Source organism: Kitasatospora sp. LaBMicrA B282 (genome assembly GCF_050325825.1).
In the GTDB taxonomy this organism is placed as follows: domain Bacteria; phylum Actinomycetota; class Actinomycetes; order Streptomycetales; family Streptomycetaceae; genus Kitasatospora.
Genome location: NZ_JBNQTI010000059.1, coordinates 25,539 through 45,606, shown reverse-complemented (window position 1 = coordinate 45,606; position 20,068 = coordinate 25,539). Strand labels below are relative to the sequence as shown.

Here is a 20,068-nt window from a genome sequence, read left to right as displayed (position 1 = left end):
CCAGCCGGCCGAGCTGCCGGCGGTGGAGGCGTCCCGGCCGGCGGCAGCCGCCGAGCCGGCGGGTGCCCCGGTGGCGGCGACCGCCCCCGTGGCGGCCGGGCAGCCGACGGCGATGGGCGAGCTGTCCGCCGCCGACCGGGAGATCCTCGGCAGCGGCGGGGCGACCGCACTGGGCAGCCGCGGCAGCGACCGGCACTGAGCCACCGGCCGCCGCCCGGGTGCGGCGGCCCGGTCAGTCGGCCGGCAGGATCCGGCGCAGCCCGGGGACGCCGGTGCCGCGCTTGCGCCACTCGCGCGGGTAGCCCACCGAGACCTCCTGGAACCGGACGCCGTCGTGCCAGGTGGTCCGCGGGATGTGCAGGTGGCCGTAGACCATGGCGGCGGTGCGGTACCGCAGGTGCCAGTCGGCGGTCGCGGTGGTGCCGCACCAGAGCGCGAACTCGGGGAAGTACAGGACGTCCATGGGCGAGCGCACCAGCGGGTAGTGGTTGACCCAGAGCAGCGGGACCGCGGGGTCCAGCTCGGCCAGCCGGTGCTCGGTGGCGGCGACCCGGGCCCGGCACCAGGCCTCCCGGCTCGGGTAGGGGTCGGGGTGCAGCAGGTACTCGTCGGTGCAGACCACCCCGCTCTCGTGGGCCCGGGCCAGCGCCTCCTGCTGGGTGGTGGTCCCGGCCGGGCGGAAGGTGTAGTCGTAGAGCAGGAAGAGCGGGACGATCCGCACCGGGCCGCCCGCGCCTTCCCAGAGCGGGTACGGGTCCTCGGGGGTGATCACGCCCAGGCCGCGGCAGAGCTCGACCAGGTGCTCGTAGCGGGCCACGCCGCGCAGCTGCGAGGGGTCGTCCTTGTGGGTCCACAGCTCGTGGTTGCCCGGGACCCAGACCACCTTGGCGAAGCGTTCGGCGAGCAGCCCGAGGGCCCAGGCGATGTCGTCGACGAACTCGCCGACGTCGCCGGCGACGAGCAGCCAGTCGTCGGGGGAGTCCGGGTGCAGGCTCTCGACCAGGGCCCGGTTCTCGGCGTAGCTGATGTGCAGGTCGCTGATGGCGAGCAGGGAACCGCCTCGCCCAGCAAGGGTGTTCGGCACTGCGTGCCTCCTCGGCTGGCCAACTGATCAGCAGATCGTATCCATCGCCCGGGAACGGTCCAGGGCCGCGAGGTGTCCCCGGGGCGGCCCGGGCAAAGGCTGGTGATGTTGCTAGACCCTGGTGAGCAGCACCGATATGACGATAGATCAGGTCGAGGGGGGTGCGAGGGCGGGTGGCGCGCTGGAGCGGGGTGGACGCGTGTCGCTCGGGAATCGGGTGAGCGCTCGCCCGGACGGCGTATACACCTTCACTCCTTCGGGTGGGGCTTTCGCCCGCGAGTGTGTCGAGCGCCACACGGGCACAGTAAAGCTCTCATCAAATAGTTTGTGATACCGTTCACGAGGACCAAGGGATGAGCCGAAGCACCTCCTATGGCACGCTTCATGGCTGACCGAGTCAGCCCTTCGGTCGCTGAGCACACGCACCCTCCGTGCTCATCCCTGCCACACGTCCACGTCCCCCGACATGCCGCCGGAGTAGCCGACATGCCGTCCCACGACGCCCGGATCATCCGCGGCGCCGCAATTCCCACTGCGGTCGCCGGCGTTGCAGCCATTGCGACCTCGGCCGCACTTGCGGGGGGCAAGGGGGCGATCGGCGCTCTGTTCGCGGCGCTGCTGGTGATCGCCTTCTTCGGCTTCGGCCAGTACGCGCTCGACCGGCTGACCAGGAACAACCCGCAGATGATGATGGCTGCCGGGCTGGTGGTCTACACGACCCAGATCCTGCTGGTCGGCATCGTTCTCGCGGTGTTCAAGAACACGACGCTCTTCGACACCAAGGTCTTCGCCTTCACGTTGCTCGGCTGCGTGTTCGTCTGGACCGGGTTCCAGGTGCGTGCCGCACTGAAGGCGAAGACGTTCTACGTGGAGCCGGAGAAGTCCGAACCGGCCGACGACAAGCCTGACGAACGGACGAAACCAGGGCGTCAATCGTGACCTGCCCTGGCTGTCCCCCTGGCGAGGGGGGCGGTGTTTATGCGGTCCTGACAGGCTGCTATCGTCCGTCGCAACAACGGAGTACGGGAAGCGGCCTGGTCCACCGGAGCAGTGCGGGAGCACAGCACGGACGGATCGCCCCCCGGACCCGCCCAGCCTTGAAGATCCCGCGCCGGCAGCTCGCGCCGGCGCGCCGGGTCCACGAGATACCCAAACTGTTCCAGTGCCGCTCCGTGGCCGCTAAGCCACGCCGACACACCGAGGTTGCCGTAACCATGCGTCACGACGAAGGAGTCCGTGGTGAGTGCTGACCAGCACGTCACGCAGCAGCTTGCCTCCGGGGGCTGCCACTTGTTCTCGGGCTGCGGCTTCCCGGCCCCCGGCCTGGGCGAGTTCCAGTTCCACCCGCTGTTCACCGTCGGCGGCGTCGGCTTCAACAAGCCCATGCTGCTCTCGCTGGTCTGCGCGGTCCTGGTGATCGGCTTCTTCTGGGCCGCCTTCGCCAAGCCCAAGGTGCTGCCGGGCAAGCTGCAGCTGGTCGGTGAGGTCGGTTACGACTTCGTCAAGCGGGCGATCGTCTTCGAGAACATCGGTAAAAAGGGCGAGAAGTACGTCCCGATGATGGTCTCGCTGTTCTTCTTCGTCTGGCTGATGAACATCATGTCGGTCATCCCGTTCGCCCAGTACCCGGCGACGGCGACGATCGGCTTCCCGGCCGGCCTGGCGCTCGTCTGCTGGGTCACCTACATGAGCCTGACCTTCAAGAAGCACGGCTTCGTCGGCGGTCTGAAGAACCTCTGCTGGCCGTCGGGTGTCCCGGGCTGGGTCATGTTCATCCTGGTGCCGATCGAGTTCTTCTCGAACATCTTCGTGCGGCCGTTCACGCTCGCCGTCCGTGCCTTCGCCAACATGTTCGCCGGCCACCTGCTGATCGTGATGTTCTCCATCGCGTCCTGGTACCTGCTGAGCCCGACCATCGGCGCGCTGTACGGCACCACCTCCTTCGTGGTGACCCTCGGTCTGACCGCCTTCGAGCTCCTGGTGCAGTTCCTGCAGGCCTACATCTTCGTGACGCTGGCCAGCAGCTACATCGCCGGTGCCCTGGAAGAGGCGCACTGACCCCCGCAGCCACCCGCTGCGCCCCTGACACCCCTGAATCTCCCGGTGGCCAACCACCACCGGTTCTACACCCCGCAAAGGACAGCTGAAATGAGCGCTCTCGCTGCTGGCGTCACCGGTTCCGTCGCTTCGATCGGTTACGGCCTCGCCGCGATCGGCCCCGGCATCGGCGTTGGTCTGATCTTCGGCAACGGCGTGCAGGCCATGGCCCGCCAGCCCGAGGCCACCAACCTCATCCGCTCCAACATGTTCATCGGCTTCGCGCTGACCGAGGCGCTCGCGCTCATCGGCATCGTCATGCCGTTCGTGTTCGGCAAGTAACCTGCCGTAGTTTCACCGGACGGAAGGTCCAGATATGCAGCACTTGGCGATGACCCTGGCGTCGGAGGACTTCAACCCTCTGGTGCCCAAGGCACCTGAGCTCGTCATCGGCCTGATCTGCTTCTTCGTCGTCTTCGGTCTGCTCGGCATGAAGCTCCTCCCCAGCATCGAGAAGGTGCTGTCGGAGCGCCGGGACCAGATCGAGGGCGGCATGGAGCGGGCGGGGGCCGCGCAGGCCGAGGCCCAGGCCCTGCTCGAGCAGTACCGCGCCGAGCTCGCCGAGGCGCGTCACGAGGCCGCTCGGATCGTCGAGAAGTCCCGTGAGCAGGGCGCTGCCCTGATCGGCGAGATGCGCGAGGAGGGCCAGCGTCAGCGCGAGGCCATCGTCGCCGCCGGCCACGCCCAGATCGAGGCCGACAAGAAGCAGGCGACCACGGCCCTGCGCCAGGACGTCGGTTCGCTCGCCACGGAGCTGGCCTCCCGCATCGTGGGCGAGTCCCTGCAGGAGCACGCTCGGCAGAGCGGCGTGATCGACCGCTTCCTGGACGACCTGGAGGCCAAGGCCGCCGCTAGCCCGGCGGTCGCCAAGTGATCGGCGCCAGCCGCGAGGCACTGGCCGCCGGTCGCGAGAACCTCGACAGCCTGACCGACAACACTTCGGTGGACGCGGCCAAGCTCGCCGAGGAGCTCAGCGCCATCACCGCGCTGCTCGACCGCGAGGTCTCGCTGCGCCGGGTCCTGACCGACCCCTCGCGGTCCGGTCAGGACAAGGCGCAGTTCGCCGCATCGCTGCTGAGCGGTCAGGTCGCCGGTGAAACGGTCGACCTGGTCTCCGGCCTGGTCCGTTCCCGCTGGTCCGGTGCGCGCGACCTGGTCGACGCCACCGAGCAGCTGGCCGCCTACGCCGAGGTCATCGCCGCGGAGAAGGCGGGCAAGCTGGACGACCTGGAGGACGAGCTCTTCCGGTTCGGCCGGGTGGTGAGCGGTTCGCACGAGCTGCGCGCCGCGCTGACCGAGCCCAAGGCCACCACCGCCGCCAAGGCGTCGCTGGTCGGGAGCCTGCTCGGCGGCAAGGCCCTGCCGGGCACCGTCCGTCTGGTCACCTCGCTCGTCACCAACCCGCGTGGTCGTAGCCTGGAGCAGGGCCTGGAGTCCTACGCCAAGCTCGCCGCCGACCGCCGCGACCGGGTGGTGGCCCTGGTCACCACCGCCGTGCCGCTGAGCGACGGCCAGAAGCAGCGTCTGTCCGGCGCCCTGGCCAAGCTGTACGGGCGCAAGGTGCTCCTGAACATCGACGTCGACCACCGGGTCGTCGGCGGTGTCCGGGTGCAGATCGGTGACGAGATCATCGACGGCACCGTGTCGAGCCGCCTCGACGGCGCTCGCCAGGCCCTCGAAGGCTGAGCCACCCGCACAGCACATCCGACCCTCGGTCGGGCGCCGGTCCCACTCCACGGGGCAGCCGGCACATACGTACGGCCGGTCCACAGCACCGGCCGAGGATCGAATACTTGCGGCCCTCCTTGGGCGGGCCGAGGATCGCAACCTAGGAGAGCAGGGAAGCCTGATGGCGGAGCTTACGATCCGGCCGGAGGAGATCCGGTCCGCGCTGGCCGACTTCGTCCAGTCGTACCAGCCGGACGCCGCCTCGCGTGAAGAGGTCGGCACGGTCACCGAGGCCATGGACGGTATTGCCAAGGTCGAGGGACTGCCCTCGGTCATGGCCAACGAGCTGCTGAAGTTCGAGGACGGCACCCTCGGCCTCGCGCTGAACCTCGACACCCGCGAGATCGGTGTCGTCGTCCTCGGTGAGTTCGGCGGCATCGAGGAGGGTCAGACGGTGCGCCGCACCGGCGAGGTCCTCTCGGTTCCGGTCGGCGAGGGCTACCTCGGCCGCGTCGTGGACCCGCTGGGCAACCCGATCGACGGCCTGGGCGACATCACCGCCGAGGGTCGCCGCGCCCTGGAGCTGCAGGCCCCCGGCGTCATGGTCCGCAAGTCGGTGCACGAGCCGATGCAGACCGGCATCAAGGCCATCGACGCGATGACCCCGATCGGCCGTGGCCAGCGTCAGCTGATCATCGGCGACCGCCAGACCGGCAAGACCGCGGTGGCGATCGACACGATCATCAACCAGAAGGACAACTGGCGCTCCGGCGACCCGAAGAAGCAGGTCCGCTGCATCTACGTCGCCGTCGGCCAGAAGGGCTCCACCATCGCCGCAGTCCGCGGCGCCCTGGAGGAGGCCGGCGCCCTGGAGTACACCACCATCGTGGCTGCTCCCGCCTCCGACCCGGCCGGCTTCAAGTACCTCGCCCCGTACACCGGCTCGGCCATCGGCCAGCACTGGATGTACGACGGCAAGCACGTCCTGATCATCTTCGACGACCTGTCGAAGCAGGCCGAGGCCTACCGCTCCGTCTCCCTGCTGCTGCGCCGCCCGCCGGGCCGCGAGGCCTACCCGGGTGACGTCTTCTACCTGCACTCCCGCCTGCTGGAGCGCTGCGCCAAGCTCTCCGACGAGCTGGGCGCCGGCTCGATGACCGGTCTGCCGATCATCGAGACCAAGGCCAACGACGTCTCGGCGTACATCCCGACCAACGTCATCTCCATCACCGACGGCCAGTGCTTCCTGGAGTCCGACCTGTTCAACGCCGGCATCCGCCCGGCCGTGAACGTCGGCATCTCGGTCTCCCGCGTCGGTGGCTCGGCCCAGATCAAGGCCATGAAGTCGGTCGCCGGCCGGCTGCGCCTGGACCTGGCCCAGTACCGCGAGCTGGAGGCGTTCGCCGCCTTCGGTTCGGACCTGGACGCGGCCTCCAAGGCCCAGCTGGAGCGCGGTGCGCGCATGGTCGAGCTGCTGAAGCAGGGCCAGTACCAGCCGTTCCCGGTCGAGGAGCAGGTCGTCTCCATCTGGGCCGGCACCACCGGCAAGCTGGACGAGGTCCCGGTCGCCGACATCCGCCGCTTCGAGCGCGAGTTCCTCGACCACCTGCGGGTCGAGCACAAGAACCTGCTCGCCGCGATCGTGGAGACCTCCAAGCTGGAGGACGGCACCATCGACGCGCTGACCACCGCGATCGAGTCCTTCAAGCTGGGCTTCACCACCGCTGACGGCAAGCTGCTCAGCGAGCAGGCCTGAGTCCGGTAGCGAGGGAAAGGACGTAACGACCCATGGGAGCACAGCTTCGGGTCTACAAGCGCCGGATCCGCTCTGTCACCGCGACGAAGAAGATCACCAAGGCGATGGAGATGATCTCCGCGTCGCGCATCGTCAAGGCGCAGCGCGCGGTGGCCGCCTCCACTCCGTACGCCGATGAGCTGACCCGGGCGGTGACCGCGGTCGCCACCCGGTCCAACGCCAAGCACCCGCTCACCCACGAGAACCCGAACGCCAAGCGCGCCGCCGTGCTGCTGGTGACGGCGGACCGTGGTCTGGCCGGCGGCTACTCCACCAACGCCATCAAGCAGGCGGTCACGCTGACCGCCCGCCTGAAGGCGGAGGGCAAGGAGGTCGTCACCTACGTCGCGGGCCGCAAGGGTGTCCAGTACTACGGCTTCCGCAACCTCGCGGTGGCCGACTCCTGGACCGGTTTCTCGGACAAGCCGACGTACGCGGACGCCAAGACGGTGTCGGCCACGCTGATCGAGGCCTTCACGGCCGAGGCCGGCGGGGTGGACGAGCTGCACCTGGTCTCCACCGAGTTCGTCTCGATGCTCACCCAGAACGCGATCGACGCGCGGCTGCTGCCGCTCAAGCTCGACGAGCTGGAGAGCACCGGCGAGGGTGCCAAGACGCCGCAGGTCTTCCCGCTGTACGACTTCGAGCCGTCGGCGGAGGGCGTCCTGGACGCGCTGCTGCCGCGGTACGTCGAGAGCCGGATCTACAACGCGCTGCTGCAGTCGGCCGCCTCCGAGCACGCCGCCCGCCGGCGCGCGATGAAGAGCGCGACGGACAACGCCGGCGAGCTCATCAAGTCGCTCACGCGGCTTGCCAACTCGGCCCGTCAGGCCGAGATCACCCAGGAAATCAGCGAGATCGTCGGTGGCGCCAACGCGCTGGCCGACGCTAGCGCGGGGAGCGAATGAGAATGACCACCACTGTTGAGCCGACGGGCGCCGGACTGGCCACGGGCCGCGTCGCCCGGGTCATCGGCCCGGTCGTCGACGTGGAGTTCCCCGTCGACGCGATTCCGGACATGTTCAACGCCCTGCACGTCGAGGTGGACAACCCCGACGGCACGGGCAAGAAGACCCTGACCCTCGAGGTCGCCCAGCACCTGGGCGACGGCCTGATCAAGGCCATCTCGATGCAGCCGACCGACGGCCTGGTCCGCGGCGCGCAGGTCAGCGACACCGGTGCCGCGATCTCGGTGCCGGTCGGCGACGTCACCAAGGGCAAGGTCTTCAACGCCCTGGGCGACGTGCTGAACACCGACCAGGCGGAGTTCAACGCCCAGGTCACCGAGCGCTGGCCGATCCACCGCAAGGCGCCGAACTTCTCGGAGCTCGAGTCCAAGACCGAGATGTTCGAGACCGGCATCAAGGTCATCGACCTGCTCACCCCGTACGTCCGCGGTGGCAAGATCGGTCTGTTCGGTGGTGCCGGTGTCGGCAAGACCGTTCTGATCCAGGAGATGATCTACCGCGTCGCCGCCAACTTCGGTGGTGTCTCGGTGTTCGCCGGTGTCGGCGAGCGCACCCGTGAGGGCAACGACCTCATCCAGGAAATGATCGACTCCAACGTCCTGGACAAGACCGCGCTGGTCTTCGGCCAGATGGACGAGCCGCCGGGCACCCGCCTGCGCGTCGCCCTGTCGGCGCTGACCATGGCGGAGTACTTCCGCGATGTCCAGCAGCAGGACGTGCTCCTCTTCATCGACAACATCTTCCGGTTCACCCAGGCCGGTTCCGAGGTGTCGACCCTGCTCGGCCGCATGCCCTCCGCGGTGGGTTACCAGCCGAACCTGGCCGACGAGATGGGCCTCCTGCAGGAGCGCATCACCTCGACCCGCGGTCACTCGATCACCTCGATGCAGGCGATCTACGTCCCCGCGGACGACCTGACCGACCCGGCGCCGGCCACCACCTTCGCCCACCTGGACGCGACCACCGTTCTGTCGCGCCCGATCTCGGAGAAGGGCATCTACCCGGCCGTCGACCCGCTGGACTCGACGTCCCGCATCCTGGACCCGCGCTACATCGCGCAGGACCACTACGACACGGCCGTCCGCGTCAAGGGGATCCTGCAGAAGTACAAGGACCTCCAGGACATCATCGCGATCCTCGGTATCGACGAGCTGTCCGAAGAGGACAAGATCACCGTGCACCGGGCCCGCCGGATCGAGCGCTTCCTCTCGCAGAACACCTACGTGGCGAAGCAGTTCACCGGTGTCGAGGGTTCGACCGTGCCGCTGTCGGAGACCATCGAGGCCTTCAACGCGATCGCGGACGGCAAGTACGACTCCATCCCGGAGCAGGCCTTCTTCATGTGCGGTGGCATCGAGGACCTCGAGAAGAACGCCGCCGAGCTGGCCAAGAAGTAACCGGCCCGCAGCAGTAACCGGCCGGCGCCACGCCCAGTGACCATGAGGGGTGGTCCCCGCATCCCGGGGACCACCCCTCGTGGCACCGGTGCTGTGATTCCGGTCATCTCCGCGCTCCACGTTTCATGCCAGGGGCGCGAGCCCGTTATTCTTACCGAAACTCCCGAGCAATCGGGCGTTGCAAGAGCCTAGGAGCCCACGTTGGCTGAGCTGCACGTCGAGCTGGTCGCAGCCGACCGCAAGGTGTGGTCCGGTGCGGCCACCATCGTTGTCGCCCGCACGGCTTCCGGTGACACCGGCATCATGCCGGGCCACACCCCGGTGCTGAGCGTGCTGGAGTCCGGCCCGGTCACCATCCGCACGCCCGACGGCGGCACCGTCGTCGCGGCCGTGCACGGTGGCTTCATCTCGTTCGCCGACAACAAGCTCTCGCTCCTCGCGGAGATCGCCGAGCTGGCGGACGAGATCGACGTCACCCGCGCGGAGCGCGCGCTGGAGGCCGCCAAGAGCGACAGCGACGCGCACGCCGAGCGCCGCGCCGAGGTCCGCCTCGTCGCCGCGCGCGGCGGCAAGGCCGCCTGAGGTTTTACGGCAGGACGATCGACGGTCCCGGGGACGCGCCAGCGTGACCCCGGGACTGTTGTATCGGTTGGTAGGAACAGTGCCGTTGGTTCGTTGATACGACCGGCAAAACGGGGACGCGGGTAGCGAGGAGGTCGGTGAGCATGGTCCTCGCCCTTGTGGTGTGCGCGGTGGTCGTGGCGTTGGGGGTGCTCGGCCTGGTGGCGTTCGCGGTACGCCGCCGCCTCATCCAGCGGGTGGGCGGCACCTTCGACTGCAGCTACCGGCTCAAAATGCCGGCGGACGCCTCCACCCTCCCCGATCTCGACGAGAACGGACAGCCCACCTCGGCCCCGGTCCCCGCGACCGACGGCAAGGGGTGGGTTTTCGGTATCGGGCGGTACAGCGGCGACCACATCGAGTGGTTCCGGGTCTTCTCCTACGCCCCGCGGCCGCGCAAGGTGCTGCCCCGCCGCGAGATCGAGGTGCTCGGCCGGCGCTACCCCGAGGGCCAGGAGGAGCTCGCGCTGCTCTCCGGCTCGGTGGTGCTGCGCTGCCTGCTCCGCGGCGCCCCGCTGGAGCTGGCGATGAGCGACGACGCCCTCACCGGCTTCCTCGCCTGGCTGGAGGCCGCCCCGCCCGGGCAGCGGGTGAACGTCGCCTGACGCTGCTGGGTAGGCTTCGCGCATGGTCAACCTGACGCGCATCTACACCCGCACCGGCGACGACGGCACCACCGCGCTGGGCGACATGAGCCGCACCACCAAGACCGACCCCCGGCTGATCGCCTACGCCGACACCAACGAGGCCAACGCGGCGCTCGGCGTGGCCCTCGCGGTCGGCGGCCTGGACGAGGACCTGGTGGCCGTCCTGACACGGGTTCAGAACGACCTGTTCGACGTGGGCGCGGACCTGGCCACCCCGGTGGTCCCGGACCCGAAGTACCCGCCGCTGCGGGTCGAGCAGGGCTACGTGGACCGGCTGGAGGCCGAGTGCGACCGCTACAACGCCGAGCTGGAGAAGCTGCGCAGCTTCATCCTGCCCGGCGGCACCCCCGGCGCGGCCTACCTGCACCTGGCCTGCACCGTGGTGCGGCGGGCGGAGCGGGCGACCTGGGTGGCGATCGAGGAGCACGGGGACACCGTCAACCCGCTGACCGCGAAGTACCTCAACCGGCTCTCGGACCTGCTCTTCATCCTGGCCAGGACGGCGAACAAGGAGCGCGGCGACGTGCTCTGGGTGCCGGGCGAGAACCGCTGACCGGAGCGCACCCGAGGCCTGCGGCGAACCCGCAGGCCTGACCGGGCCGAACCCCGAACCGCCCGGTCAGGCCTGCGGAACCCTGGGGGCCTGCTCCTGGGCCGCCTGCTGCTCGGGAGCCTCCGGTGCGGGCGCCCGCTCCTCGGACGCCTTCGCCGCCGGCTCCTTCTTGGGGAAGAGCGTGTAGCTGCCGGCGATCAGCAGGTGGATGCCGCAGATCCGGGCCAGCACCAGGTACCAGTCGTCCAGCGCCCTGGTCCGGGAGTGGTCGCCGACCAGGGCTATCAGGGCGAACAGCAGCACGGCGGCGATCGCGCAGGAGAGCACGGTGCGGGCCAGCATCCGCCACTCGTGCCGGGCCCGGAGCCGGCCGTAGAGCTTGGGCGGCAGCGGCGCGCCCGTCCACCGGTGGGCGGCCCGGGCGTCGGCCCAGCGCACCACGTAGGGGCCGTAGGCCAGCGAGAAGCCGACGTAGAGCGCGGCCAGGCCGTTGGTGAAGTCGGCGGTCGCACCGCGGCGCAGCTGCACCACGCTGGCGCCCAGCACCAGCAGGTCCACCACGGGGAGCAGCAGCAGCACGACGGCGCCGGCCCGCGGCTTGCGCAGCACGTACCGCAGGGCCAGCCCGGCTGCCAGCAGCAACCAGAAGGCCACCTCGGCGGCGACGATCAGGCTCAGGATCATGGCTCTCCCACCTCCGCCTCCAGCCTGGCCGAAGCGGCGTTCCCGCACGTCGTCGGCAGGGTGGACCTGCGGCTGCAACCTTCGATGTACAGCCGCGCGGGCCGTTCGGGTGATGAGATGGACCGGTGCCACCGCTGCGCCTGATCCCGCGACCCCCGCTGCGCCTCAGCCATCGCCAGGCAGACCTGGCGATCGCCGTCGCCGGACTGCTCGGCGGTCTGCTGCTGATCGCCTTCCGGGCCTACGACGACTCGCACCACCGGGTGCCGCAGTGGCTGCCGGTGCTGCCGCTGGTGGCCATGGCCGCGCTGGAGACGGTCCGCCGCAGCCGACCGATCCTGGTGGTCACGCTCGGCGGGCTGGTCTTCACCGGCGCGATGTTCAGCGGCGGCCTGCTGGCCACCGTGATCATGTTCACCGACCTGCTGTACGCCGGCACCCTGTACGGCCCGCGCCGGATGCCGCTGGTGCTGCAACTCACCGGCGCCGCCACCACCCTGGTGCTCAGCGGGCTGGTCTGGATCTATGCCTCGCCCGGCGGCGCACTGCTGGTGGCGGTCTACTCGGCGCTGGTCTTCCTGGCCCCGGTGTGGACCGCCGACCTGGTCCGCAAACACCGGGAGGTGGCCGAGACCGAGCGGCTGCGGGCCGAGCGCACCGCGCTGCTGGCCGAGCTGGACCGGCGCGGCGCGGTGGTCGCCGAGCGCGCCCGGATGGCCCGCGAGCTGCACGACGTGGTGGCCAACCACCTCTCGGCGATCGCCATCCACGCCACCGGCGCGCAGTCGCTGGCCCGCCGGCTGGAGCGGGACACCGAGGACCCGCTGCTCGGCGCGCTGGCGGTGATCCGGGAGAACAGCGTGCAGGGACTGGCCGAGATGCGCCGGATGATCGGCCTGCTGCGGGCCGGCGACGGGGCGGGCGGTGCCGCGGCGGACGGCACCGCGGACCACGCGGGCTACCAGGCGCCCCGGCTGGCCGCGCTGGACACCCTGCTCGGCCAGGTCCGGGCGGCCGGCCGGGACGCCGGGCTGCGCTTCGAGGTCGAGCAGCACGGTCCGCGCGAGGGCCTGCCCGCGCCGGTGGAGCTGGCCGCCTACCGGATCGTCCAGGAGTCGCTGACCAACGCCCTCAAGCACGCCGGGCACGGTACGGTCCACCTGCGCCTGCTGAGCTGTGCCGAGCAGGTGGAGATCTCGGTGGACAGCCCCTACCGGCCGGACGCCGGGCGGGCGCTGCCCGGGGCCCGGGCCGGCCTGGTCGGCATGGGCGAGCGGGCCCAGCTGCTCGGCGGCAGCTTCGAGGCGGGGCCGCAGGGCGGGGTGTGGCGGGTGCGGGCGGTGCTGCCGGTGGAGCCGGCGGCCGGGAGCGAGGGGGAGCGGGCATGACGACCCGGATCCTGGTGGCGGAGGACCAGGCGGCGGTGCGGGCCGCGCTGGTGATGATCCTTCGGGCGGAGCCGGACTTCGAGGTGGTGGGCGAGGCCGGCGACGGCGAGTCGGCCGTCGAGCTGGCCCTGGAGCTGCGTCCGGACGTGGTGCTGATGGACGTTCAGATGCCCCGGCTGGACGGGGTGGCCGCGACCCGGCGGATCACCGCCGCGGGCGCCGCCCAGGTCCTGGTGCTGACCACCTTCGACCTCGACGAGTACGTGCACGGCGCGCTGCGCGCCGGTGCGGCCGGGTTCCTGCTCAAGGACCTGGAGGCGGACGCCCTGGTGGCCGGCATCCGCACGGTGGCGCGCGGCGACGGCATGCTGGCGCCCTCCGTCACCCGGCGGCTGATCAGCACCTTCGCCCGCCCGGAGGCCGGCGACCCGCGCGCGGTGGCGAGCCTGACCCAGCGCGAGCGCGAGGTGCTGGCGGCGATCGGGGCCGGGCTGAGCAACGGCCAGATCGCCCGCCGCCTGACGATGGCGGAGGCCACCACCAAGACCCACGTCAGCCGGATCCTGGCCAAGCTGGAGCTCCGCAGCCGGGTCCAGGCCGCGATCCTGGCGCAGGACTTGGGACTGGCGCTGCCGCCGCTGCCGGACCGTTCGGCCGACTGACGCAGATCACACCCGCCAATCACCCCACGGCCCGGCCCGGGGCACTACAGTCCGAGCGGTGAGCGGCGCGGCTCCGCGGGGCACCTTCCGGCCGAAGCGCGGGAGGAGGGCGATCCCCTGCCCCGGAGCGCGCCCGGACGGGACTTCGGGAGAAGCAGCCATGAGCAACGAATCCACGCAGCGTCAGCAGATCGCCGTGATCGGCGCGGGCCTGATGGGCGCGGGCATCGCCCAGGTGTCCGCGCAGGCCGGCCACCCGGTGGTGCTGCGGGATGTCACCGAGCAGGCGCTGCAGCGCGGGCTGGCGGCGATCGAGGCCTCGTACGAGAAGTTCGTCTCCAAGGGGAAGCTGACCGCCGAGGAGGCCACCGCGGCGCTCGGCCGGATCACCACCACCACCGACCTCGGCGCGGTGGGCGAGGCCGACATCGTGATCGAGGCCGTCTTCGAGCAGCTGGAGGTCAAGGAGGCGGTCTTCCGCGAGATCGACAAGCTGGCCAAGGACGGCGCGGTGCTGGGCAGCAACACCTCCGCGATCCCGATCACCCGGATCGCCGCGGTGACCGAGCGGCCGGAGTCGGTCGTCGGCGTGCACTTCTTCTCGCCGGTGCCGATGATGCGGCTGGTCGAGCTGGTCCGCGGCTACAAGACCACCGACGCCACGCTGGCCGCCGCCCGCAGCTTCGCCGAGGGGGTGGGCAAGGAGGTGGTCGTGGTCAACCGGGACGTGGCCGGCTTCATCACCACCCGCCTGATCACCGCCCTGGTGGTGGAGGCCGCCAAGCTGTACGAGTCGGGCGTGGCCACCGCCGAGGACATCGACACCGCCTGCCGGCTGGGCTTCGGCCACCCGATGGGCCCGCTGCAGACCGCCGACCTGACCGGCGTGGACATCCTGCTGCACGCCGCGCGCAACATCTACGCGGAGACCCAGGACGAGAAGTTCGCCGCGCCCGAGGTGATGGCCCGCATGGTCACCGCCGGCGACCTGGGCCGCAAGACCGGCCGCGGTTTCTACGGCTACCAGGGCTGATCCGGTCCGTCCGACAACGGCCTGCCGACCGCTCGGCAGGCCGCTCGTCCACCTGTCGAACACGACCGTGGAAAACGGGTGAGCTTGCTCACGAGGCTGCCGCAGATGGGTGATTTGCGCGGTAATCGAGCGTGCACACCAAGCCCGGCTGCGTATATTCCCTCGGACGAGTGAAGTTGGCTCAGCTCGGCCGGGGGAGCAGCAACCTGGACCACTGGTCCGGCGTCAGACGGTGGGGGCTCATTTGCTGAAGGAGGACAGCGTGCGCATCGTGGAGCACCCCGGCCTCGTCGGCCGCGCTGTCCTGGCCCTGGAGGGCCGGCTGGACGTGCGCAGCGCGGCCGATGCCCGGGCCCGGCTGCACCAGGCGGTCGACAGCGGCACCGGGGACCTGGTGCTCGACCTGGGTGCGCTGGACTCCTGGGACGCCACCGGGCTCGGGGTGATCATGGGCACCCACCGGCGGGCCGGCCGGCTCGGCCGCCGGCTGGTGCTGCGGGAGGTGCCGCCGCAGCTGCAGCGGCTCCTGGTGGCCACCCGGCTGCACCGGATCCTCGCGGTGGAGGGCGCGGTGGCCGACAGCTTCGGGGCCACCCTGCCCGGCGGAGCCTCCGGCCAGCCCGCCCTTCCCTAGGGCCTGTCTTCAGACCCCCGTCTGCGCGGCGACGCCGGGGCACGCACCTCGACGGCTTCTCGTCAGTCGCCGATGGCCCCCAGCCTTCGGCCGGGAGGTGCCCCCACCGCATGGACTCTCCCCCAGCCTTCGGCCGGGAGGTGCCCCCATCCTCGGCGCCGCCGATGCACGCACCCGTGGGGGCACCTCCCAGCCGCTAGGCTGGGGGAGCCGCCGCGCCCGCCCTTCGGGCGGACGACGGGGGTCTGAAGACAGGCCCTAGCGGCCCGTTTCGCCGACGCGGAGTGGTCGACCGGTCGCACTGCGTCGTCGATGCGGCTGCGACGGGGGCCGCGGCTGCACGGCACCGCCCACATGTGCGAAAGTCTCCGGTCGACGGGATCGTGCACCATGCCCGTCGGCCGCCGGCCGCGCATCCCACCGCGCGTCCGCGGCCCGGTCCCTCACGGCGGCCGGTGGCCGGGCGCCGCCGGCGGAGCACAGGCGGAGCGCATCGTGGTACAGCCATCCGGTGAAGTCGGGCAGGAGAACCTGCGCGTGCGAGCGGGCGACCTGGTCGCCGGGGACCACCTGGTGACCGTGGGCGGTGTGGACGGCACCGAGGTGCGCCCCTGCCCGCCGGAGCACCGCCCCGCCCCGCGCCGCCGCCCGGGCGGGCAGCCGGGCCAGGGCGGGCGCACCACCGCCGGCCCCGGGCCGACCCCGGCCGTCGGCCCGCTGGCGCTCGGCACCGGCCCCGGCGACCTGCCGCTGCTGGACCGCGACGCGCAGGTGGCGCAGCTGCTCGGCAAGCTCGCCGAAGGCCGTTCGATCCGGCTGCTCGGCGCCCCCGGCTCGGGCCGCAGCTCGCTGTTGGCCGCGGTGGCGGCCGGGTCCGCCCAGCTCGCCCCGCACGGGGTGATCCGGCTCTGCGGCCACCGGCGGGACGCCGACGACCTGCTGCAGGACCTGTTCGCGGCCGCCTGGCAGGCGCCCGGCTTCCGCCCCTCGGCGGCCCAACTGCCGGAACTGCTGGCCTCGGTGGGCGCGATCGTGGTGATCGACGAGGTGGAACAGGGCGGTACCGAGCTGGAGCGGCTGATGGCCGCCGCGCCCGAGTGCGCCTTCCTGGTGGTGCCGGCCCCCGGCGCCGACCGGCCGCTGCCGCCCGACTCGCGGCTGGAGGACCACACCGTCGGCGGGCTGACCCGGCCCGCCTGCCTGGCGCTCACCGCTCGACTGGCCGGCCGCCGGCTGGACGACGCGGAGCGGGCCTGGGCGGTGGACCTCTGGTTCGAGTCGCAGGGCCTGCCGCTGCGCTTCGTCCAGGCCGCCGCGCTGCTGCGCCGGCGCGACCTGGCGGTGGACGCCCTGCTGGCCGCCGAGGAGGACCGGCAGAGCCTGTTCGGCAGGCCCGAGCCGGAGCCGCCGCTGGACGCCGACCCGGCGGTGCGCGAGGCCGAACTGCGGGCCGGGGTGCCGCTGCCCTCGGTCGCGGAGGCCGCGGCGCCCGCGCTGCTGCTGGTGGAGGGGCTCGGCGAGGCGGCCGAGACGGTGCTGCGGCTGGCCGTGGCGCTGGGCGGCGAGTGCCCGACCGCGCCGCACCTGCCGGCGCTGATCGACGTGGACCACGGCGAGAGCGCGCTGCGCGAGCTGGTCGACTGCGGGCTGGCCGAGTCGATCGGCGGCCACCACCACCGGCTGACCACGGGCGTGCAGGAGGCGCTGGCCGCCCACTGGGGGCCGGACGCGGAGAGCACCGCCGGCGCGGCCCAGCACTTCTCCTGGTGGGTCGGCCACGGCTCGGTGAGCACCGAGCAGATCGCCGCCGAGGCGGAGGTGGTGCTCGGTGCGCTGCGCGCCGACCGGGCCGCCGGGCGGCTCGACGCGGTGCTCCGGCTGGCCCGTTCGGCGGCTCCCGCGCTGGCCCTGACGCTGCGTTGGGGCGTCTGGCGGCAGGTCCTGGAGCTCGGGCTGGAGGTGGCCCGGCAGAGCGGTCGGCAGCACGACGAGGCCTGGTTCCAGCACGAGCTGGGCGCCTACTGGCTCTGCGTGGCCGACGGCGTCACGGCGGGCCCCGGCCCGGCCCGGGCGGCCCTGGAGGCGGCCTGCGCGCTGCGCGGGGCGGCCGGCGAGAACCGGCAGCTGGACGCCTCCCGGCGGCTGCTGGCGCTGCTCCAGGAGTCCGAGCTGGCCCGGGTGCCGGCGGCGTCCGAGGAGCAGACCCAGGTGATCCGGCGCCCGGTGATCCGGGTGCTGGCCGAGCGGTCCCGGGCCTGGCCGGCCACCGGGGTGCTGCGCGGCTGGACCCGGCGCAACGCGGTGCTGGCGGGCGGCGGACTGCTCGCGGTGAGCGCGGTGGGGGTCGCGGTGGCGCTGGGCTTCTCCGGCAGCAGCACCAGCAGCCCGGCCGGCGGCGGCAGCACCGGGGTCACCGGCAGCGTGCTGACCAGCGGCGGCGGCGCCACGCCGAGCGCCGGCGGGTCGACCACGGCCGCGCTGCCCAGCGCCACCGCCACGGACTCCGCCGCGGCCTCGGCGTCGGCCTCCGGCAGCGCCTCGGCGACCGCGACGCCCAGCGCGAGCGCGTCGAAGGGGCGGACCACGGCCACCCCGAGCGCGCAGCAGGGCAGCGGCACCACCGCGCCGGACAACCCGGCCCAGCCGGCCCCGGTGCAGCCCGGTCAGCCCGGCCCGGGCACCCCGTGGGCGCCGCCGCCGGTGCAGCCGTCGAGTCAGCCCGTGCAGCCGCCGAGCCCGTCGAGCCAGGCGCCCAGCGCGTCGCCGAGCAAGACGGTCAGCCCGCCGGCCTCCCCCACGCCCTCCCCGACGACCGCTGCGCCGTCGGACAGCGGCTCGCCGTCCGCCACCGGGACGCCGAGCAAGCCCTGACCCCGGACACGCGGGTGGCCGGCTCCTTCGGGAGCCGGCCACCCGCGTGCTGAGGGAGGGTCAGAAGAGCTTGAGCTTGTCGTCGTCGATGCCGCGCAGCGCGTCGTAGTCCAGCACCACGCAGTCGATCCCGCGGTCGGTGGCCAGCACCCGGGCCTGCGGTTTGATCTCCTGGGCGGCGAAGACGCCCTTGACCGGGGCCAGCAGCGGGTCGCGGTTGAGCAGTTCCAGGTAGCGGGTGAGCTGCTCGACGCCGTCGATCTCGCCGCGCCGCTTGATCTCGATCGCGACGGTGCCGCCGTTGGCGTCCCGGCAGAGGATGTCCACCGGGCCGATCGCGGTGGGGTACTCGCGGCGGACCAGGGTCCAGCCGGCGCCGAGCACCTCCATCCGGTCCGCCAGCAGCTCCTGCAGGTGCGCCTCGACGCCGTCCTTGATCAGGCCGGGGTCGACGCCGAGCTCGTGCGAGGAGTCGTGCAGCACCTCCTCCAGCGTGATGATCAGCTTCTCGCCCGCCTTGTTCTCGACCGTCCAGCTGCCGTCGGCCTCCTTGAGGTTGCACGGCGGCGACATCCAGTTGAGCGGCTTGTAGGCGCGGTCGTCGGCGTGGATGCTCACGCTGCCGTCGGCCTTGACCAGGATCAACCGGGTCGCGGAGGGCAGGTGGGCGGAGAGTCGACCGGCGTAGTCGACGGAGCAGCGGGCGATGACAAGACGCATGGGGGCAAGCCTAGGCGTTTCCCGCCGGCCCTTGGCCGCGCTCACGTCAGGTGACCGAAGATGGACGGTGCGTGCGTCAATGCCCCGGCTCGAACGTGCCGCAGGGCTGGGATTCCCGGTGCCGGAACGGGTCGCGGCGAGACGCCCGGTCGGTGGATCGGGCCTGGCGGAGCCAATTGATGCGACTGCGGCCAAGGGCTGTACCCGGGAGTAGAAGGGGGCGAACCATGGGAACCCGGGAGTCGGTGGCTTCCGGAGTCTGGCGTGTGTGCGCGTAGACCGCTACGTTGGGTGACGCCATCGAACGCCCGCGTAGCCAAACGGGGAGGGAGTGTGGAGATGTTCCGACCCTGGTCCCACCCGAGCGATTTCAGCCATTCTGGCCGCGTTGGCACCTAGTTCGACAGCAATAGCAGCATTCGCGAGTTTTGTCGGTCCTGGACTGACACCCTGGTCAGAGCCGCGTCCGTCCCACCGGGCGTCGTCCGCGGCGCAACCGACCCGACGCCGGGTCCGACCGGCACGCCCGCAAACGCCCGCAAGGGCCGGGCCCAACCGACTGCGCACGGCACCGCACGATTCGCACCAGTTCCGCACGACCCGTTCTTGGCACCATCCGCAATCAGCACGATCCGCACGTGGCACTGATCCGCGCCCGGCACCGCCTGCACGCGGTGTCCTCCGCGCCGGCGCGGACCGCACCTGGCACCACCACCCGCGCGAGGTGCGCGTGGTGGACCCCGAGAGGAGAACCCATGTCGCTCGACGTCTCACCGGCCCTTCTGGAGAAGGCCGAGCGAGGCGAGGTCGACGAGCGGGAGTTCGTCGACTGCGTCCGTACGTCCCTGCCCTACGCCTGGGACCTGATCAGCTCGCTCGTCGCCCAGATGGAGGTCGACGGTACCGGCTTCGCGGACAACCAGGTTCCGCCGCCGAGCGAGCAGGCGCGCGGCCAGCTGCTGCGCGCGATGGCCAGTGACGCCATCCGCGGGGCCCTGCAGCGGCACTTCGGGGTCCGGCTGGCCTTCCAGAACTGCCACCGGGTGGCCGTCTTCGGGCCGACCACGGATGCCGAGGAGCGCCACCGCCGGTTCACCTCGGTGCGCGCCCAGCTGCTCAACCAGTCGCCGACGCTGCGCGACTGCTGAGCGGCCGGCTCCGACCGACGGGTCGTCAGCGCGCTCGGGTGCCACTACCACCGGTGGCGCCCGAGCGCGCTGACGTCCGATCAGCCGTCCGGCCGGGC

21 protein-coding genes are annotated in these 20,068 nt (G+C 71.7%); 18 read left to right on the top strand and 3 right to left on the bottom strand.

Annotated features, from left to right (window positions below):
* A partial coding sequence (locus tag ACQRUO_RS18450) for a hypothetical protein (protein ID WP_428317048.1) occupies positions 1–199 on the top strand: 199 nt, incomplete at its 5' end.
* A 33-nt stretch (positions 200–232) separates the two neighbouring features.
* On the opposite strand, the gene ACQRUO_RS18445 is transcribed toward ACQRUO_RS18450, so the two are convergent.
* A complete protein-coding gene (locus ACQRUO_RS18445) occupies positions 233–1,084 on the bottom strand; it encodes a metallophosphoesterase family protein (RefSeq protein ID WP_428317047.1) in 852 nt (283 codons plus the stop codon).
* A 486-nt stretch (positions 1,085–1,570) separates the two neighbouring features.
* Between ACQRUO_RS18445 and ACQRUO_RS18440 the strand changes: the two genes are divergently transcribed.
* The 11 genes from ACQRUO_RS18440 (at position 1,571) to ACQRUO_RS18390 (ending at position 10,830) form a co-directional block, all read left to right on the top strand.
* Positions 1,571–2,023: a hypothetical protein gene (locus ACQRUO_RS18440; protein ID WP_428317046.1), complete on the top strand. Its 453-nt coding sequence runs from the start codon at positions 1,571–1,573 to the stop codon at positions 2,021–2,023.
* A 300-nt stretch (positions 2,024–2,323) separates the two neighbouring features.
* Positions 2,324–3,142, top strand: coding sequence for a F0F1 ATP synthase subunit A (gene atpB / locus ACQRUO_RS18435; protein ID WP_428317045.1), 819 nt, complete (start codon positions 2,324–2,326; stop codon positions 3,140–3,142).
* Between the two features lie 90 nt (positions 3,143–3,232).
* On the top strand, positions 3,233–3,463 hold the full coding sequence (gene atpE / locus ACQRUO_RS18430) for an ATP synthase F0 subunit C (RefSeq protein WP_428317044.1): 231 nt from the start codon (positions 3,233–3,235) through the stop codon (positions 3,461–3,463).
* 49 nt (positions 3,464–3,512) lie between these two features.
* Positions 3,513–4,055 carry a F0F1 ATP synthase subunit B gene (locus ACQRUO_RS18425; protein WP_428317043.1) on the top strand — a complete coding sequence of 181 codons (543 nt, stop codon included), beginning with the start codon at positions 3,513–3,515 and terminating at the stop codon, positions 4,053–4,055.
* Complete coding sequence (locus ACQRUO_RS18420) at positions 4,052–4,867, top strand: F0F1 ATP synthase subunit delta (RefSeq protein ID WP_428317042.1); 816 nt, start codon at positions 4,052–4,054, stop codon at positions 4,865–4,867. Before ACQRUO_RS18425 ends, ACQRUO_RS18420 begins: the two co-directional genes overlap by 4 nt.
* Before the next feature lie 163 nt (positions 4,868–5,030).
* On the top strand, positions 5,031–6,605 hold the full coding sequence (gene atpA, locus ACQRUO_RS18415; protein WP_428317041.1) for a F0F1 ATP synthase subunit alpha: 1,575 nt from the start codon (positions 5,031–5,033) through the stop codon (positions 6,603–6,605).
* Positions 6,606–6,637: 32 nt separating this feature from the next.
* Positions 6,638–7,552 (top strand): F0F1 ATP synthase subunit gamma, encoded by a 915-nt coding sequence (locus ACQRUO_RS18410; RefSeq protein ID WP_428317040.1) that lies wholly within the window; start codon positions 6,638–6,640, stop codon positions 7,550–7,552.
* Positions 7,553–7,554: 2 nt separating this feature from the next.
* A complete protein-coding gene (gene atpD, locus ACQRUO_RS18405) occupies positions 7,555–9,009 on the top strand; it encodes a F0F1 ATP synthase subunit beta (protein ID WP_428317039.1) in 1,455 nt (484 codons plus the stop codon).
* A 201-nt stretch (positions 9,010–9,210) separates the two neighbouring features.
* Positions 9,211–9,591 (top strand): F0F1 ATP synthase subunit epsilon, encoded by a 381-nt coding sequence (locus ACQRUO_RS18400; protein ID WP_428317038.1) that lies wholly within the window; start codon positions 9,211–9,213, stop codon positions 9,589–9,591.
* 143 nt (positions 9,592–9,734) lie between these two features.
* A complete protein-coding gene (locus ACQRUO_RS18395) occupies positions 9,735–10,235 on the top strand; it encodes a DUF2550 domain-containing protein (RefSeq protein WP_428317037.1) in 501 nt (166 codons plus the stop codon).
* A gap of 22 nt (positions 10,236–10,257) precedes the next feature.
* Entirely contained in the window at positions 10,258–10,830 is a 573-nt protein-coding gene (locus ACQRUO_RS18390; RefSeq protein WP_428317036.1) for a cob(I)yrinic acid a,c-diamide adenosyltransferase, read from the top strand.
* A 66-nt stretch (positions 10,831–10,896) separates the two neighbouring features.
* On the opposite strand, the gene ACQRUO_RS18385 is transcribed toward ACQRUO_RS18390, so the two are convergent.
* Positions 10,897–11,514 (bottom strand): hypothetical protein, encoded by a 618-nt coding sequence (locus tag ACQRUO_RS18385; protein WP_428317035.1) that lies wholly within the window; start codon positions 11,512–11,514, stop codon positions 10,897–10,899.
* A gap of 125 nt (positions 11,515–11,639) precedes the next feature.
* Here ACQRUO_RS18385 and ACQRUO_RS18380 point away from each other — a divergent pair, with 125 nt between their 5' ends.
* From ACQRUO_RS18380 to ACQRUO_RS18360, 5 genes are all read left to right on the top strand, one after another.
* Complete coding sequence (locus ACQRUO_RS18380; RefSeq protein WP_428317034.1) at positions 11,640–12,902, top strand: sensor histidine kinase; 1,263 nt, start codon at positions 11,640–11,642, stop codon at positions 12,900–12,902.
* Positions 12,899–13,564 carry a response regulator gene (locus tag ACQRUO_RS18375; protein ID WP_428317033.1) on the top strand — a complete coding sequence of 222 codons (666 nt, stop codon included), beginning with the start codon at positions 12,899–12,901 and terminating at the stop codon, positions 13,562–13,564. The genes ACQRUO_RS18380 and ACQRUO_RS18375 overlap by 4 nt, the downstream gene beginning before the upstream one ends.
* A 160-nt stretch (positions 13,565–13,724) precedes the next feature.
* Positions 13,725–14,597, top strand: a complete 873-nt coding sequence (locus ACQRUO_RS18370) for a 3-hydroxyacyl-CoA dehydrogenase family protein (protein ID WP_428317032.1) — start codon at positions 13,725–13,727, stop codon at positions 14,595–14,597.
* Between the two features lie 271 nt (positions 14,598–14,868).
* Positions 14,869–15,231, top strand: a complete 363-nt coding sequence (locus tag ACQRUO_RS18365; RefSeq protein ID WP_428317050.1) for an STAS domain-containing protein — start codon at positions 14,869–14,871, stop codon at positions 15,229–15,231.
* 537 nt (positions 15,232–15,768) lie between these two features.
* Complete coding sequence (locus ACQRUO_RS18360) at positions 15,769–18,102, top strand: ATP-binding protein (RefSeq protein ID WP_428317031.1); 2,334 nt, start codon at positions 15,769–15,771, stop codon at positions 18,100–18,102.
* 60 nt (positions 18,103–18,162) lie between these two features.
* On the opposite strand, the gene nucS is transcribed toward ACQRUO_RS18360, so the two are convergent.
* The gene (gene nucS / locus ACQRUO_RS18355) at positions 18,163–18,822 is read right to left on the bottom strand and encodes an endonuclease NucS (protein WP_428317030.1); all 660 of its coding nucleotides are present in this window, start codon (positions 18,820–18,822) and stop codon (positions 18,163–18,165) included.
* Between the two features lie 755 nt (positions 18,823–19,577).
* Between nucS and ACQRUO_RS18350 the strand changes: the two genes are divergently transcribed.
* Positions 19,578–19,970 (top strand): SCO5389 family protein, encoded by a 393-nt coding sequence (locus tag ACQRUO_RS18350; protein WP_428317029.1) that lies wholly within the window; start codon positions 19,578–19,580, stop codon positions 19,968–19,970.
* The last annotated feature ends 98 nt before the right edge of the window (positions 19,971–20,068 follow it).

Coding starts and splice junctions, on each gene's coding strand:
- atpD (WP_428317039.1), top strand. CDS start 7,555: ATGACCACCACTGTTGAGCCGACGGGCGCCGGACTGGCCACGGGCCGC.
- ACQRUO_RS18350 (WP_428317029.1), top strand. CDS start 19,578: ATGTCGCTCGACGTCTCACCGGCCCTTCTGGAGAAGGCCGAGCGAGGC.
- ACQRUO_RS18385 (WP_428317035.1), bottom strand. CDS start 11,514: ATGATCCTGAGCCTGATCGTCGCCGCCGAGGTGGCCTTCTGGTTGCTG.
- ACQRUO_RS18425 (WP_428317043.1), top strand. CDS start 3,513: ATGACCCTGGCGTCGGAGGACTTCAACCCTCTGGTGCCCAAGGCACCT.
- ACQRUO_RS18390 (WP_428317036.1), top strand. CDS start 10,258: ATGGTCAACCTGACGCGCATCTACACCCGCACCGGCGACGACGGCACC.
- ACQRUO_RS18440 (WP_428317046.1), top strand. CDS start 1,571: ATGCCGTCCCACGACGCCCGGATCATCCGCGGCGCCGCAATTCCCACT.
- nucS (WP_428317030.1), bottom strand. CDS start 18,822: ATGCGTCTTGTCATCGCCCGCTGCTCCGTCGACTACGCCGGTCGACTC.
- atpA (WP_428317041.1), top strand. CDS start 5,031: ATGGCGGAGCTTACGATCCGGCCGGAGGAGATCCGGTCCGCGCTGGCC.
- ACQRUO_RS18410 (WP_428317040.1), top strand. CDS start 6,638: ATGGGAGCACAGCTTCGGGTCTACAAGCGCCGGATCCGCTCTGTCACC.
- ACQRUO_RS18395 (WP_428317037.1), top strand. CDS start 9,735: ATGGTCCTCGCCCTTGTGGTGTGCGCGGTGGTCGTGGCGTTGGGGGTG.
- ACQRUO_RS18375 (WP_428317033.1), top strand. CDS start 12,899: ATGACGACCCGGATCCTGGTGGCGGAGGACCAGGCGGCGGTGCGGGCC.
- ACQRUO_RS18370 (WP_428317032.1), top strand. CDS start 13,725: ATGAGCAACGAATCCACGCAGCGTCAGCAGATCGCCGTGATCGGCGCG.
- atpE (WP_428317044.1), top strand. CDS start 3,233: ATGAGCGCTCTCGCTGCTGGCGTCACCGGTTCCGTCGCTTCGATCGGT.